The organism is Nocardia sp. NPDC049149 (assembly GCF_043197455.1).
Classification (GTDB): Bacteria; Actinomycetota; Actinomycetes; order Mycobacteriales; family Mycobacteriaceae; genus Nocardia.
In genome coordinates, this window is the sequence record NZ_JBICTD010000009.1 from 59,551 (window position 1) to 76,734 (window position 17,184).

At 70.8% G+C, this 17,184-nt stretch carries 4 protein-coding genes; all 4 read right to left on the reverse strand.

The window, feature by feature from the left end; all coding sequences use genetic code 11:
* Positions 1-20: 20 nt before the first annotated feature.
* Positions 21-6,521, reverse strand: a complete 6,501-nt coding sequence (locus tag ACGFNJ_RS31920; protein WP_393456621.1) for an SDR family NAD(P)-dependent oxidoreductase — start codon at positions 6,519-6,521, stop codon at positions 21-23.
* Between the two features lie 219 nt (positions 6,522-6,740).
* Positions 6,741-14,894, reverse strand: coding sequence for a type I polyketide synthase (locus ACGFNJ_RS31925; RefSeq protein ID WP_393456624.1), 8,154 nt, complete (start codon positions 14,892-14,894; stop codon positions 6,741-6,743).
* Positions 14,895-14,975: 81 nt separating this feature from the next.
* On the reverse strand, positions 14,976-15,653 hold the full coding sequence (locus ACGFNJ_RS31930; RefSeq protein ID WP_393456627.1) for a beta-ketoacyl synthase N-terminal-like domain-containing protein: 678 nt from the start codon (positions 15,651-15,653) through the stop codon (positions 14,976-14,978).
* Positions 15,654-15,842: 189 nt separating this feature from the next.
* Entirely contained in the window at positions 15,843-16,931 is a 1,089-nt protein-coding gene (locus ACGFNJ_RS31935) for an AMP-binding protein (protein WP_393456629.1), read from the reverse strand.
* Positions 16,932-17,184: the final 253 nt, after the last annotated feature.

Below are 17,184 nucleotides of genomic sequence, written 5' to 3' on the forward strand. Positions count from 1 at the left end.
GTCTCTCGTCCGTGTTCCGGTCATGCCGCCCCGAGCTCCCTGTCGATCAGGTCGAACATTTCGCTGTCGGAGGCCAGGTCGATGTCGTCGCCACCGCCGTCCGGCTCCGGGTTGTCGTTGCCGCCGCCGAGCAGGCTGCGCAGCCGGTGGCTCAGTGCCCGCAGCCGCGGCTCCAGCTCGGCAAGTGCCGCCGCGTCCTCGGCGGTCGCGCCGAGCACCAGGTGCTCGAGCCGCTGCAGCTGTTCGACGGCCGGTGACGGCCGCTGCTCTGCCGGGCCGCCGCCGAGCTCGGTGAGCAGCAGCCGGGCCGTGGCGAGCGGGGTCGGGTAGTCGAACACCAGCGTCGCGGGCAGCCGGACCCCACTCACCTGGGTGAGCCGATTGCGGAGTTCGACCGCGGCCAGCGAGTCGAATCCGATGTCTTTGAAAGCACGTTCGTCCTCGATGGCCGCGGCCGTTGCGTGGCCGAGGACGGAGGCCACCTGTGCACGCACCAGGTCGAGCACCACCGCTTCGCGGTCCTCGGCGGGCACGCCTGCCAACCGTTGAGCCAGCGAACCGCCCTTGCCCGTCCGCCGTGCCTGTGCTTTGACCAGGTCGCGCAGCAGCGCGGGCAACAGCCCCTCGCGGGCCTGACTGCGCAGTGCCGCCAGGTTCAGGCGCACGGGGGCAAGCAGCGCCGGATCCGCGGTGAGGGCCTGATCGAACAGCTGCAGACCGAGGTCGGCGGTGATCGCACCGATGCCGGTGCGTTCCATCCTGGCCAGGTCCGCCTCGGCGAGTTCCCCGGTCATCCCGGTCGCGTCGGCCCACAGCCCCCAGGCCAGCGAGACGGCGGGAAGTCCGGCGGCCCGGCGCACTGCGGCGAGTGCATCGACGGCCGCGTTGGCCGCCGCGTAGTTCGCCTGGCCCGGGTTGCCGAGAATGCCTGCGGCCGAGGAGAACACGACGAACGCGGCGAGGTCGCGATGCGCGGTGAGCTCGTGCAGGTTCCATGCGGCGTCGAGCTTGGGCCGCAACACCCGCCGAAGCTGTTGCGGTGTCAGCGCTTCCACGACACCGTCGTCGAGCACACCTGCGGTGTGCACGACCGCGGTGAGCGGCCGGTCGAGGCCGTCGAGCAGCGCAGCCAGCTGGCCGCGGTCGGCGGCGTCGCAGGCGGCGACCTCGGCGTGCGCGCCTGCCGCAGACAGTTCGGCGATCAGTTCCCTGGCGCCGGGCGCATCAGGGCCCCGACGGCTCACCAGCAGCAGGTGCCGTGCGCCGTGTTGCGCCACAAGGTGTTTCGCCACCAGCGCGCCCAGGCCACCGGTGCCACCGGTGATCAGCACGGTCCTGTCCGGATCCAGCGGTGCGGGCACGGTGAGCACCACCTTGCCGACATTGCGGCCCTCGCGCAGGAACCGGAAGGCGGCCGCGCCCTGGCGCACGTCCCACGCCCGGATGGGCGAAGGCACCAGCACGCCGGCGGTGAACAGCCCGGCGATCTCGGTCAGCATCTCTTGGATCCGCTCCGGCCCCGCCTCGAGCAGGTCGTAGGAGCGGTAGCGCACGCCGGCGTGCTCGCGGGCGACCACGTCCGGATCGCGCAGGTCGGTCTTGCCCATCTCGATGAACCGGCCACCGCGCGGCAACAATTCGAGGGTGCGGTCGATGAATTCACCGGCCAGCGAGTTGAGCACGACATCGACCCCGCCTCCGCCGGTCACGGCGGCGAAGTCGGTGCGGAAGCCCAGATCTCGCGAGGAGGCGAGGCGATCCTCGGGTACCCCCAGCGCCCGCACGGCCTGCCACTTCGCCGGGCTCGCGGTGGCAAGCACCTCGGCGCCGAAGTGGTTGGCGAGCTGCACCGCCGCCATGCCGACACCGCCCGCGGCGGCGTGCACGAGCAGCCGCTCCCCTGCCTGCAGTCCGGCCAGATCGACCAGGCCGTAGTAGGCGGTCAGGTACACCACCGGCACCGCGGCGGCCTCGGCGAAAGTGAGGGTGTCCGGCATCCGCGCGATGGTGCGCCGATCGGCGACCGAGACCGGGCCGAAGGCGTCGGGCACGATGCCGAACACTCGGTCGCCGGGCGCGAGATCGGTGACACCGGAACCGGTTTCGAGTACGACACCGGCGGCCTCGCTGCCGAGCGGCGCGTCGCCGGGATACCGGTCGAGCGCGATCAGGACGTCGCGGAAGTTCACACCGGCGGCACGGATGCCGATCCGCACCTCGCCGACGCCGAGCGGACGCCCACCGTCGTGCGGCACGATCGCCAGGTTCTCCAGGGAACCCTTGCGGGTGCTCGACAGCCGCCAGCCGGTGCCCTCCTGGGCCGCGGCGACCTTGCCGAGTCGCGGCGCGAACAGCCCGCCGGCGCGCATCGCCAGCTGTGGTTCGTCCAGCGCCGCCAGCGCGGACCAGTCCAGCTCCGGGTCGACGGCGGTATCCAGGTCGACCAGCAGGAACCGGTCCGGATGCTCGGCCTGGGCGCTGCGGATCAGCCCCCATACCGGGGACTGCGTCAGATCCGGTGCCTCCGCGCCGACCGCGACGGCCTGCCTGGTCACCACGACGAGTGTTGCGGCACTGAGGTGTTCGGCCGTCAGCCAGCGTTGCACCAGGGCCAGCGTCGATTCCGTCACGGTGGTCGCGGCGGCCACCGGATCGCCTGTGGTGTCCGGGTTTTCGAGGGCGGCGAGCGCCAGGTCGGGCGACTGCTGGCCCGCGGCAACCGCGCGATCGAGGTCATCGATGTCCGCGGCCTGCGCGGCGGTCAGCACGGCGATCTCCGCTGTGTGCTGCGCATCGGACGACGAGTCCCAGTGCACTGCTGCCCAGTCGAGCTGGAACAGGGACTGCGCAGGGGCCACTGCGCCGCCGGCCAGCTGGCCGGGAGCCACGGCGCGCAGGGTGAGGCCGTCCACGGACACCACGCTTGCGCCACCCTCGTCGACAATATCGATGCGCAGGCCTGCGGTGCCGTCGGCGCTGATGCGTGCCCGCACCCGCGATCCGGCATGCTGCCCGAATCGCACGCCGGACCACGAGAACGGCAGATCGGGCGCCGAACCCGGTGCTTTGTCCAACAGCGCGCCGTGCAGCGCGGCGTCGAGCAGGGCCGGGTGCACGACGAAACCGTCGGCGTTGGTGCCGAGTTCGTCGCCCTCGGTGTCGTCGGGCAGGGCGACCTCGGTGTAGATGTCGTTGCCGTCGCGCCAGGCCGCTTGCACGCCTTGGAACAGCGGGCCGTATTCGAGGCCCGCGTCGGCCAGTCGCTCGTATAGGTCGTCGACCGATACTCGCTCTGCGCCGACCGGTGGCCATTGCACAGCGGCCCGCGTCGGTTCCGGATCGGCGATGACCTTGCCGCGCGCGTGGCAGATCGTCTCGACCGGTTCCTCAGTGTCGCTGGCGGTTTCGACGCGGGAGTACAGGGACACAGCGCGAGCGCCGTCGCCGTCCGCCGGGCCGAAGACCACCTGCAGCTGCCGCACCGCGTCGGTATCGAGGGTCAGCGGAGCTTCGAGAATCAATTCGTCGATGACGTCGCAGCCGACGGTGCGCGCCGCGGCAGCGGTCAGCTCGATCAGTGCGGCGCCGGGCACGATGGCGGTGCCGAGCACCAGGTGCTCGCGCAGCCACGGCTGGGTGTCGTGCGAGAGGCGGCCGGTGAACACCCATTCGTCGCGGTCACCGACCGTCACCGAGGCGGCCAGGATCGGATGTGCCACCCGGCCGAGCCCGGCCGCCGCCGCATCGCCGGTGCCGACGCCCGGGGTCAGCCAGAAGCGTTCCCGCTGGAAGGCGTAGGTAGGCAAGGAAACCCGCTGCGCGCCCGTTCCCGCGAAGCTCACGGACCAGTCGACCTCGACACCACACACGTGTGCCTCGGCCAACGAGGTGACGAACCGGTCGAATCCGCCGTCGTCGCGGCGTAGCGAGCCGAGCACGCCCGCACGTCCCTGACCGCCCTGCGCGGTGATCGTCTCCTCGACCGCCATCGTCAGCACCGGATGCGGGGACATCTCGACAAAGCACCCGGCGCCCTGGTCGAGCAACGCGCGGATCGCAGGCTCGAAACCGACACGGCCACGCAGGTTCCGATACCAGTAGCCGCCGTCCAGCACCGAGGTGTCGACGAATTCGCCGGTCACCGTCGAGTAGAACGGAATCGACCCCGACTGCGGTGCCACCGGCGCAAGCAGCGTCGCCAACTCCGCCTCGATGGTCTCCACCTGCGCCGAATGCGAGGCATAGTCCACCGCGACCCGCCTGGCCCGGATCTCCGCACCCTCGCAGACCGCCAGCAGCGCGTCCAGCGCCTCGGGCGCACCCGAAACAACCACCGCCGCAGGACCATTGACTGCCGCGATGGAGGCCCTTCCGTCATACGGTGCGAGCAGCTCGGTCACCCGCTCTACCGGCGCGGCCACCGACATCATGCCGCCGAGACCGGCCAGATGCTGTGCGATCGCCCGCGACCGGAGGGCGGCGACCCGTGCGCCATCGGTCAGCGACAGACCACCAGCCACCACGGCGGCCGCAATCTCACCCTGCGAATGACCCACCACCGCGGTGGGTTCCACACCGTAGGAGCGCCACAGTGCCGCCAGCGACACCATCACTGCCCACAACGCGGGCTGCACCACATCGACCCGCTCGAGCGACGGCGCACCGTCAGCGCTGCGCAGCACCGCTTCCAGATCCCAGTCGGTGAACTCCGCCAACGCCTTGCCGCATTCACGCAGCCGCTCAGCGAAAACCGGTGCGGTATCGAGCAACTCAACCGCCATACCGACCCACTGCGCCCCCTGACCGGGGAACACGAACACCGGCTTCACAGTCGAGGCGAGCACGCGGCCCTCGACCACTCGCCCGGCAGGCTCGGCCGAGCTCAGCTCGGACAGCTTGGTCAACAGGTCGCCGCGATCGGCCGCCACGATCACGGCCCGCCGGTCCAACCACGCGCGCGTGGTCGCCTGCGCGAAAGCAACGTCCAGATAGGAGATTTCGGGCCGTGCGATCATGTGCGCCCGGATCCGGTCGGCCTGTTCGCGCAGTGCGCCTTCGCTGCGCGCTGAGAGCAACACCGGCACCGCGGGCGGGCGCACGGTCGCGGCGGGCTCCGCCGTCTCGACCGGAATGTCCGGCGCCTCTTCGAGAATCACGTGGGCATTGGTGCCGCTGACGCCGAACGAAGACACCCCGGCCCGGCGCGGCCGCTCGCCACGCTGCCACCGCTGCGGCTCGGTCAGCAGCTCGACGCGGCCGTAGGACCAATCGACGTGCGGCGACGGCGCGTCCACATGCAGGGTGCGCGGCAGCATTTCGTGGCGCATCGCCTGCACCATCTTGATGACCCCTGCCACGCCGGCAGCTGCCTGGGTGTGCCCGATGTTGGACTTCACCGACCCGAGCCACAGCGGGTTGTCCCGATGCTGGCCGTAGGTGGCCAGCAACGCCTCCGCCTCGATCGGATCGCCGAGCTTGGTTCCGGTGCCGTGGCCTTCGACCACGTCCACGTCGGCCGCGGTCAGCCCGGAGTTCGCCAGTGCCGAGCGGATCACCCGCTCCTGCGACGGGCCGTTGGGTGCGGTCAAGCCGTTGCTTGCGCCGTCGTGGTTCACCGCGCTACCACGCAATACCGCAAGCACCCGGTGTCCGTTGCGGGTGGCGTCGGAAAGCCGTTCCAGGACAATCAGGCCGACGCCCTCGCCCCAGCCGACCCCGTCCGCGGCGGCCGCGTAGGCCTTGCAGCGCCCGTCCGGCGACAGTGCCCGCTGGCGGCTGAATTCGATGAACGGGTTGGGCCGCACCATCACCGAGACGCCGCCGACCAGGGCCAGCGAGCAATCGCGGCCGCGCAGCGCCTTTGCGGCGACGTCGATGGCGACCAGCGACGCCGAGCACGCGGTGTCGACGGTGACCGACGGGCCCTCCAGCCCGTACGCGAAGCTGATTCGTCCCGAGGCCACACTCGGCGCCGAGGCGATGGCCAGATAGCCCTCGATCTCCGCGCGCCGCGCGCTCTCGCCCGCCACGTACTGGTAGTCGGAGAACATCACGCCGCAGAACACACCGGTATCGCTGCCGCGCAGCGCGATCGGATCGATCCCGGCGTCCTCGAAAGCCTCCCAGGCGGTTTCGAGCAGCAGCCGCTGTTGCGGGTCCATCACCAGCGCCTCGCGCGGGCTCACCCCGAAGAATTCGGCGTCGAAGTCGGCCATGCCGTCCAAGAAGGCGCCCTCACGGGTGTACGCGGTCCCGGGGTGATCGGGATCGGGGTGGTAGAGGTTGGCGATGTCCCAGCCGCGGTCGGTGGGGAACTCGGAGGTGCCGATTCGGCCCTGCGTCACCAACTCCCACAGCTCGTCCGGCGAGCCGACACCGCCGGGGTACCGGCAGCTCATGCCGACAATCGCCAGCGGCTCGCTGATCCGGTCGGCCAGCTGCTGATTCTCGCGGCGCAGCCGCTCCGATTCCTTGAGCGACCTGCGCAGCGCCCCGACGACGTCCGGCTTCTCGACGGCCATGCCATTCCTCCCGTGTCCTTACACGCCAATGTCCGGAAACCGGGGCCTGCGACACTGCGGCAACCAACGGACCGGACGTCTTGAAAGAGCGCAACGCAGTGGCGCCGGATACACCCGAGGTTGTTGCAGCGCAATACTTTTCACCTACTCCGGACAGCAGAAGGCCGCGCGACCCCTTTCGGTGACGGTCGCGCGGCCGTTCGCCGGCTTACAGCGGGCTCAGTCGCTGCTGAAGGCTCGGTTGATCAGATCGTCGAGGTCGAGCGCGTCGATCTCGTTGTCCAGCTCCGACACCGCCTCGTCGAAGTCGATGTCCGCCGCCTCCTCGGCGGGGAACAGCAACTCCTGCAACCGATCCGCGAGCGCGGCGGTGGTCGGGTAGTTGAAGATCACGGTGGCCGGGACCTGAACTCCGGTGTCCTGCTTGACCTGGTTACGGAACTCCACTCCGCTGAGTGAGTCGAAGCCGATCTCCTTGAACGACAGGTCGCCGTCGAGATCGTCGGGATCCGGGTAGTCGAGCACGGTCGCCGCGATCGAGAGCAGCAGCTCGATCAGCCGTTCCCGCCGCTCGGCGGGCGTGAGCCCAGCCAATTCGGCAGCAAAGGCAGGCGTGTCGTCCGGCTCGGTCCGCGGTGTCGCCGCGGGCACCAGTGCCCGCAGCACCGCGGGGATACGCTCCCCCGCCCGCAGTGCGGCCCGATCGAGCAGCACCGGAACCAGCACCGCCGCTTCGCCCCGCAGCGCCGCGTCGAACAGCGCGGTGCCCGTGTCCGCGGGCAGCGGCCGCATCCCGGACCGGCGGAACCGGGCCATGGCCACCTCGTCCAGATCGCCGGCCATGCCGAGTTCCCAAGGGCCCCAGGCCAAGGAACGGGCGGGCAGCCCCGCCGCCGTGCGATGTGCGGCGAGCGCGTCGAGGAAGCTGTTCGCGGCGCCGTAGTTCGCCTGGCCGCCGTTGCCGACCGTGCCGACGATCGAGGAATACAGCACGAACTCGGCCAGCGGCAGATCCTTGGTCAGCTCGTGCAGATGCCACGCGGCATCGATCTTCGGTGCGAACACTCGATCCAGTTGTTCGGCGCGCATGGTTTCCACGCCGCCGTCGTCGAGCACACCTGCCAGGTGCACGACCGCGGACAGCGGTGCGTGCGCTGGGATTTCGGCGATCCGTCCGGCCAGCGCCTCGGCATCGGAGAGATCACACGCCGCCCAGGTGACCTGAGCACCGAGCTCGGCGAGCTCGGCCGCGAGCGCATCCGCGCCGGATGCCGCGCCGCCACGGCGGCTGAGCAGCAACAAGTTTCGCACTCCGTGTGCGGCGACCAGGTGCCGGGCGAACAGCGCGCCCAGCGCGCCGGTGGCGCCGCTCAGCAGCACCGTGCCGCCCGGATTCCAGTGCGCCGAGCGGCCGTCGGCCGACGCGGTGGCCAGGCGCGGCACCTGCGCCACGCCCTCGCGGATCGCCAGCTGGGTTTCACCGGCCGGGTCGAGCGTGGCGAGCAGTTGCAGCGATGCCCGCTGTCCGTCGGTGTCGACCAGCACGAAACGATCCGGATGCTCGGCCTGCACCGATCGCACCAGGCCCCAGACCGGGGCAAGCACGAGATCGGGCGACTCCGCCGCGCTGACCGCGACCGCGTGCCTGGTCGCGATGATCAGCGGCGCCGTGGCCGTGGCGTCGGCGAGGCGCTCCTGCACCGCTTCGAGGACGCGCCGTGCCACCGTGCGCGCCGCCTCCGGCACCGGGCCCGACTCCGCGTCGACATGCAGGATCGTCGGTGCCCGGTCCGCAGGGACAGCGCCCACCGGCACTGTCGGCCAATCGATTCGGTACAGCCCGTCGGCTCCGCCGCGTAGCTGCCCTGCGGTAGCGGGCATCAGCGCGAGAGATTCGACGGTGAGCACCGGTGTGCCCTCAGGCGTCATGATCGACAGCGCGACCTCGGTGGGACCGGTGCGCGCGCACTGCACCCGGACCCGTGTGCCTGCTCTCGCGTGGACACCGATGCCGCGCCAGGCGTACGGCAGTAGCACTTCGTCCGGATCGGTATCAGTGAGCAGTGCAAGCATGGGGTGCAGTGCGGCATCGAACAGCGCGGGGTGCACGGCGAATCCGGCCGCGGGAACCGTTGCGGGCAACTCGATCTCGCCGAACACCTCGTCCTCGGCCCGCCACAGTGCGTGCAGGCCGCGGAAGGCGGGGCCGTACTCGTAGCCGTGCGCGACCAGTCCGGGGTAGAACCCGGCCAGGTCGACCGGTGCGGCGTGCCGCGGCGGCCACTCGGCTGCTGTGGGAGCGACCACCGGCCTTGCCGTGAGCTTTCCGGTCGCGTGCCTGGTCCAGTCACCGGTGGAGCCGTCCGCGGGTCGGCTGTACACGTCGATCGTGCGGACGCCGGGTTCCGTTGCCGCACCGTTTGTTTCCGATTCGGCCTGATCCGGTCCGACGAGGAGCTGTAGCACCACCGCACCGGTCATGGTGAGCGGCGCGTGCAGTGTCAGGTCCTCGACAGCCACTGCGCCGAGGGTGTCGTCGAGTGCGCGAAGCGCCAGTTCCACGAACGCGGCTCCCGGGAACACCGGCGTCCCGAAGATCGTGTGATCGGTGAGCCACGGGTGGTCGGCGACGGTCAGCCTGCCGGTGAAGACACGCTGCCCGCCAACCGCCAGGTCGGTGGCGGCACCGAGGAACGGGTGGGTGACCGTCGTCAAGCCTGAGGCGGACAGATCACCGGCAGCCGACACCGCACGAACCCAGTAGCGCTGGTGGTCGAAGGCGTAGGTCGGCAAGTGCACGTGGTGCCCAGGCCCCTGCGTCACGGCGGGCTGAGCAGCCAGGTCGACGGGCACTCCGGCCACGTGCAGTCGAGCCAACGCCTCTGCAAAACAACGGGTTTCGGAGCGATTGCGGCGCAGCACGGGCACCACCGCCACCTCGTCCGAGGTCTCCGCCAGTGTCTCGGCGGCCATGCCGGTGAGCAACGCGTCCGGACCCGCCTCGACGAGCACCTGTGCGCCCGCCGCGAGGGCGGCGCGAACACCGTCGGCGAAGCGGACCGCGGCGCGGACGTGCCGCACCCAGTACTCCGGCTGCTGCAACTCGCCCTGCTCGGCGAGCAGACCGGTCACGTTGGACACCATCGGAATTCGCGCGGGTGCGTAGTCGACCGTCGCGGCCACCGCCGCGAACTCGGCGAGCATCGGCTCCATCAACGGCGAGTGGAAAGCATGCGAGACACGCAGCCGAGTTGTCTTGCGGCCCTGCGCGGCCAGGGCCGCCGCCGCCTCGACGGCAGGCGCTTCGGCGCCGGACAGCACGGTCGAGGTCGGCCCGTTGAGCGCGGCGATGGACACCTGATCGGCCGAGTCGGCGAGGATCTCGCGCACCTCGTCCTCGGTCGCCTCGACCGCGATCATCGCGCCGTCGCGCGGCAGCGCTTGCATCAACCGGCCGCGCGCCGCGACCAGCCGCGCGGCGTCCGCCAGCGAGAACACCCCTGCCACATGGGCGGCGGCCAGCTCGCCGATGGAATGGCCGACCAGCACGGCCGGCTCGACCCCGAACGATTCCAGCAGCCGGTAGGCGGCCACCTCGAAGGCGAACAACGCGGGCTGGGTCAGCGCCGTTTCGTCGAGCAGCGCGGCGAGCTCGGTGTCCGGTGCGGCCGCCACCACCGCACCGAGCGGGTGCTCGAGCAGCGGATCGAGCTCGGCGCACACCGCATGCCAGGCCGCGGCGAAGACCGGAAACTGCTGTGCCAGTTCAACACCCATCCCGAGGCGTTGGCTGCCCTGTCCGGAGAACAGCACGCCGACCCCCGGCGCGGCCTGCGCGCTGCCGGTGAGCACGCCTGCCGCGCGCTCGCCGCGGGCCAGCACCTGCAGCCCGGCCAGCAGCTCGGCGCGGTCACTGCCGAGCACAACGGCCCGCTGATCGAAGCGGGTCCGCCGCAGCAGTGCGGCCGCCACGTCGGCAGGATCGGTCGTGGTGTCCTCGGCCAGCGCGGCATGCAGTCGCGCCGCCTGCTCGGCGAGGGTCCTGGCCGTGCGCGCCGACACCACCCACGGCAGCACCGCATCGGCGCGGTCGGCGTCCGGTGAATCCGCCACGGGGGCAACGAGATCGCCCTGCTCGAGGATGACGTGCGCGTTGGTGCCGCTGATCCCGAACGAGGAGACCGCCGCCCGGCGCGGCCGGTCCCGCAACGGCCAATCCTGTTGCTCGGTCAGCAGTTTCACCGCACCCGAGGACCAGTCGACGCGGTGCGACGGTTCGTCCACGTGCAAGGTGCGTGGCAGGACACCGTGCCGCATCGCCATGATCGTCCTGATCACCCCGGCGACGCCTGCGGCGGCCTGGGCGTGACCGATGTTCGACTTCAGCGAGCCGAGCCACAGCGGTTCGGTGCGTTCGCGGCCGTAGGTGGCCAGCAGCGCCTGCGCCTCGATCGGGTCGCCGAGGCTGGTGCCGGTGCCGTGTGCCTCGACCGCGTCCACGTCGGCGGGCGCAAGACCCGCGTTGTGCAGCGCCGCCCGGATCACGCGCTCCTGGGCGGGACCGTTCGGCGCGGTCAGGCCGTTGGATTCACCGTCCTGATTGATCGCGGACCCGCGCAGCACCGCGAGCACCTGGTGCCCGTTGTGGCGCGCGTCCGACAAGCGTTCCAGCACAACGACACCGACGCCCTCGGACCAGCCGGTGCCGTCGGCGGTGTCGGCGAACGCCTTGCAGCGACCGTCGCCGGCCAGCCCGCCCTGCCTGGCGAATTCAACGAACATGCCCGGCGTCGACATCACGGTCACACCGCCCGCCAGCGCCAGCGTGCTCTCCCCTGTCCGCAGCGACTGCGCGGCCAGGTGCATCGCCACCAGCGACGACGAGCAGGCCGTGTCGACGGTGACCGCGGGGCCTTCGAAGCCGAAGGTGTAGGCGACGCGACCGGAGATCACGCTGTTCGCGGATCCGGTGAGGGCGTGCCCGCCCAATGCCTCCGGTACATCGTCCAAGCGCGGCAGATAGTCCTGCGGCATCGCGCCGAGGTACACGGCGGTGCGGCTGCGGCGCAGCGCGGCCGGATCCTGTCCGGCGTTTTCGAGTGCCTCCCAGGCCACCTCGAGCACCAGCCGCTGCTGCGGATCCATCGTCTGTGCCTCACGCGGGCTGATCCGGAAGAAGCCTGCGTCGAAATCGCCTACGTCAGAGAGGAATCCACCGACAGGGGCGAAGGTGTCCGGCAGCGCGGGCCAGTCGCGGTCGGTGGGGAATTCCGCGATGGCGTCGACGCCGTCGGCGACCAACGTCCACAGTTGGTCGGGGCTGCGCACGCCGCCGGGCAGCCTGCAGCTCATGCCGACGATCGCGATCGGGTCGTCGGCGACCGATTGCCGTGCGCCCGAGCTGGATTCTAGGTCGTCGTCGGAGGCACCGCCGAGTTCGGCGACGAGATGGGCCACCAGCGCGTCCGGTGTCGGATAGTCGAACAGCAGCGAGGTCGGTGCTCGCAAGCCGGTCGCGGCGTTCAGTCGGTTGCGCAGTTCGACTGCCGTGACCGAGTCGAAGCCCTGTTCCTTGAAGGTGTGCGCGGTTTCGATCGCGCTCGCGTCGGCGTGGCCGAGCACCGCCGCCGCCTGCGCGCGTACCAGCTGCCGCAGCTCGCGTTCGGAAAACGCAACGGCTGCCTCGTCATCGGAGTCATCGTGTAGTGCGCTGACCGGCTGCCCGCCGCCCTTGGCGAATCCCGGCATCGGGAACGTGCCGTTCCCCTCCACCCAATAGGCAGTCCGCTGGAATGTATAGGTAGGCAACGCGATCGGGTGACCACCCGGCAGCAATGCCGCCAGCTCCACCGGAACGCCCGCCGTGTACAGCTCGGCCAACGAGGTCAGCAACCGGCGCAGCTCGGGCTCGTTGCGCCGCAGACTGCCCTGCACCACCGCGTCCTCGACGGTGTCCTGGATCGGACCTGTCAGCACCGGGTGCGGGCTCACCTCGACGAACACCGAGTGCCCCGCGGCACCAAGCGCCGCAACGGTTTCCGAGAGCCGCACCGGCTGGCGCAGATTGCGATACCAGTACTCGGCATCGAGCTCGGCCGGGTCGAGGCGGGCGCCTGCGACCGTGGAGTAGAACGCGATCCCGCTGTCGGTGACCGTGATTCCGGCCGCGGCCGCAAGCACCTCCTCGCGGATCGCTTCCACATGCGTCGAGTGCGAGGCGTAGTCGACCGGGATGACCCGGGCCCGCACGTCACGCGCGACCGTCTCGGCGACCACGGCGTGCACCGCGTCCACATCGCCCGAGATCACCACCGCCTGCGGGCCGTTGATCGCGGCGACCGACACCCGGGTGGTGTCCACCTCGGCGGCGGGCAGAGCCAGCGACGCCATCGTGCCGCGCCCCGACAGCTCGGTGGCGATGGCCTTGCTGCGGCCGACCGACAGCCGCATGCCGTCGGCCAGCGAGATCAGGCCCGCGGCGCAGGCGGCGGCGATCTCGCCCTGGGAGTGCCCGACCACCGCGTCGGGGACGACCCCTGCGGTCCGCCACACCTCGGCCAGCGACACCATCACCGCGAACAGCGTCGGCTGCACCACGTCGACCCGCGCCAGCGCGGCCTCGTCGCCGAGCACCGCACGCAGCGACCAATCGACCAAACCGCTGAGTTCCCGCGCGCATTCGTCCATCCGCGCCGCGAACACCGGCAGGCTGTCCCAGAGCCCGAGCGCCATGCCGAGCCATTGCGAGCCCTGGCCCGGAAACACCCACACCACACCGGTACCCGCGCGCACGACGCCATTGACCACATCCGGCGCAGGCACGCCCGCCACCAAAGCGGTCAGCCCAGCCTGCAATTCGGTGCGATCGGCCGCGAGCACGACACCGCGCTGAGCCAATGCCGCGCGCGTGGTCAACGACGAGTAGGCGAGGTCGGCCAGCGCCAGGTCGGGATGCTCGGCAACCCATTCCCGCAACCGGGCGGCCTGGGCGCGCAACGCCGCCGCCGATCCGCCGGAGATCGCCACCGGCACTGGAACATCGACGACAGCGGAGCGATCCGGCGCCTCGCGGGTCGGCGCGGCGCCGAGCACCAGATGGCAGTTCGCACCGCCGACACCGAACGAGCTCACCCCGGCCACCCGCGGGCCATCGGCCCACGGCGTCGCCGCGGTGGCGACCCGAAGTTTCCACTCGTCCATGGGAATCGCCGGATTCGGCTCGGCGTAGTTCAAGCTCGCAGGCAGCATGCCGTGCTGCAGCGAGAGCGCCACCTTGATGAGGCCTGCCACGCCTGCCGCGGCGTCGAGGTGCCCGATGTTCGTTTTCACCGAGCCGACCAGCAGCGGCTGCGTCGTCGCGCGCCCCGCGCCGAAGACCGCGCCGAGGGCACGCGCTTCGACCGGGTCGCCAGCACGGGTTCCGGTGCCGTGCAATTCGACGTAGCCGACCTGGCCGGGATCCACTCCGGCCCGGTCGTAGGCCGCGCGCAGCACCGCCTGCTGTGCCTCGGCATCGGGCACGGTCAAGGCCTGCCCGGCGCCGTCGTGGTTCACCGCGCCGCCGAGCAGCACGCAATAGATCGGGTCGCCGTCGGCCACGGCATCGGCGAGGCGCTTGAGCACGACAACACCCGCGCCCTCGCCGCGGACGAAGCCGTTGGCCCTGGCGTCGAAGGTGTAGCTGATCCCGTCCGGGGAGAGCGCGCCCGCGCGGGCCAAGGCAAGGGTGCTGTCCGGCACCAGATTCAGGTGCACGCCACCGGCAAGTGCGACCCCGGCATCGCCGGACAACAGGCTCTGGGCGGCCAGGTACACGGCAACCAGGGACGAGGACTGCGCCGTGTCGACAGTGACGCTCGGCCCGTGAAAGCCGAAGCGATGCGAGATCCGGTTCGCGATCACACCACGCCACAACCCGGTGAGCGAGTGGTGCGACACGGCTTGCTCGCCGTGTCTGCCGACCAGCGCCGCGTAGTCGTCGCTGGTTGCGCCGAAGTAGACGGCGGTGTCGCTGCCGCGCAGGCGATCCGGGGTGATCCTGGCGTCTTCCAGCGCCGCCCAGCTCAATTCGAGCGCGAGGCGCTGGCGGGGATCCATCGCGGCCGCCTCGCGGGGCGAGATCCCGAAGAAGCCTGCATCGAATTCACCGACCCGGTCCAGCAATCCGGCGCGGCGGAACTGCGCGAGCTCGGCAACCTCGGCGGGCCATCGGTCGTCGGGGATCGTCGTGATCGCGTCGGCGCCGTCGCACAGCATCCGCCAGAAGGCCTGGTGGTCGCCTGCGCCGGGGACTCGACACGACAATCCGATCACTGCAACGGCCTCGCGGCCCGCATCGCCGGGCTGCTGCCCGAGTTCGTTGTTGCCCTTCACGTTCCAGACCTCCTGGCCGCACCTACCTCGTCCATACCAGGAGCACCGAGTGCCACGTCCGGATACGGTTCCGCGCCGAATTCAGCTGGCCGAGGCCAGCTCGGCGCCTGCGTACGCGGCTTGCAGCAGTGCCCGCTGGGTGGCGGCATCCGGCACGGTGGGCGGCGCGCCGTCGCGCCCGGCGCCCCCGCCGACCAGCACGTAGTAGACGGTGTCGCCGTCGGCGACGGCGTCGGCGAGCCGCTTCAGCACCGCCACCCGCGCACTGCCGCGGGCGAACCCGAGGGCACGCTCCACCCCGGGATGCAGGTGCACGTTGTCCGCCAACGCCAGCCGGGCCACCCCCGAGCGCAGGCTCTGGTAAGCCAGGCGGACGGCCTGGTCGCCACCGAGGAACACCGCGGCCTCGGCGTCGCGCAAGACCTCGGGTGGTGTACCCGAGTCTTCCATTGCCGCCCAACCTAATTCGAGTACCAAGCGGGTTTCGGGATCCAGCGCGGCCAGCTCGTGCGCCGAGAGCCCGAACATCGCCGCGTCGAACTCGCCGGTGCCGTCCGGTCGATCGGGGGCGTGCCTGTCCACCGGCGGCAGCTGCCACGGGTCGGGCGACGTCGGCGGGATCGCCGCGGCGACATCGCACAGCACATCCCAGTAGGACTCGGGGTTGTCCGCGCCGGCCAGCGAACATGCCAGCCCGATCACCGCCACGGCCGCGCTGCATCGTTCCCCGATGCCGCGCGCGAATACGTTGTCGCTCATCACGTTCCTGACCTCCTGGCCATAGACATGCCGTCGAGATATAGAGCCGGGTGGGCGGCTTCCGGATACAGCAAGGAGGGATGAACCTCACATGATCGTTTACCGACGCGGCCATGACGCAGGCGTCCCCGGTCGCGCGCGGCCGACCGGGGACACCTGTGCAGGGTTCAGTTATCGCTCAGCAGTGCATCATTCGGGCGCGTGCACGACGAAATGCCGCTCGTCGACCGCCCGCGCCAGATCCCCGGTGCGCAGCCAGCCGTCCTTGGTGAAGGTGGTGGTGTCGACATTCGGTGCGGCCAGATAGGTGGTGACCGTGCACGGACCGCGCACCTCGAGCCAACCGTGGCCCGCCGCATCGGGATCGACGATGCGGAACTCGTCGCGTTCGGACAGCAGGCGGCCGATCCCCGCGGCCCGGCGCGCGAGATCGTCGGATGGCGCGGACTGGCACAGCAGCCCCGCGTCCGTGCCGAACGAGTGCTGCACGGTGGCGCCGAACAACCCGCCGAGCGCGTGCACATCCGCGGCGGTCACCCCGCGCCCGCACACCTGCACCAACCGAACCGGCGAATCTGCTTGTGCCGCAGCGGCGTACCACGGTCGCGCCTGGGTCGCCAGCACCGGAAGCACCGTCGCGCGATGGCGTGCGATGGCCGCGCTGATCCCCTCGTAGTCGGTGGCCCATGTCAAGGCGACCCGCGACCCCGAAAGCAGCGCGCCGAGGATGCCGGGGCAGGCCAGCGCGTAATTCTGCGCGGCCGGAATCGACACCAGATAGCAGTCGTACGGTGTCAATTCGGCGTTGCGGGCGGCAAGCCAAATGTTGAGCGCATAGTCGGTATGCGTGCGCGGTGTCAGTTTCGGACCACCGGAGCTGCCTGCGGACGCCAGGTACAGCGCCACCGCCGACCAATCGAAATCGCAATCGGGCGTGGCACGTTCACGCATATGGCGTAGTTGCGCGGAACTCACGCCGGTGCCGACGGTGAGGATCGGCCGCAGGCCGGCCAGCAGGTACCCGAGCAGGTCGATCAGAAAGCCGATCGTGTTGCGCGAGCGCAACACCACCGGGTCACCGACGGCGAATCTGCCCCGCAGCACGGCGCTTCGGCGCAGCGCCGCCTCGTAGACGGCCGCGAAACTCAGCGTGCTGTCGTCGTCGGACACGGTGCTGTTCGGGAATCGGCGCAGCGCCTCGATCAGCCCGGACGTGAGGGTCGTTGTCGCGGCATGCGCGGCGGCTTCCAGCTCGGTGGCCAGATCCAGCACGATCATGGCGCCTCCGCGGTCCGCAGCCGGGGTAACCGCGGCCGGGTACGGTGACCGCCGACGCGGAGTGCGTCGACGACCGCTACGGCTGACTGCCGCCGTGCCCCCCTGCCAAGGCTCCCCCGAGCCACGACGGCAATGTGCATGTCCCTCAATCCTTTCCGACTGTTCCGCCGACCCGCCGCACGACCTCCAGCAGGGTGTCGCATGTGCCGATGGTGTCGGATTCGGCGACCCACCTTGCTTCTCCATGCCGTAG

Bases quoted from the DNA above. Each gene is read 5' to 3' on its own strand.
- ACGFNJ_RS31920 (WP_393456621.1), bottom strand. From the start codon at position 6,521: ATGGCCGTCGAGAAGCCGGACGTCGTCGGGGCGCTGCGCAGGTCGCTC.
- ACGFNJ_RS31930 (WP_393456627.1), bottom strand. From the start codon at position 15,653: ATGAGCGACAACGTATTCGCGCGCGGCATCGGGGAACGATGCAGCGCG.
- ACGFNJ_RS31935 (WP_393456629.1), bottom strand. From the start codon at position 16,931: ATGATCGTGCTGGATCTGGCCACCGAGCTGGAAGCCGCCGCGCATGCC.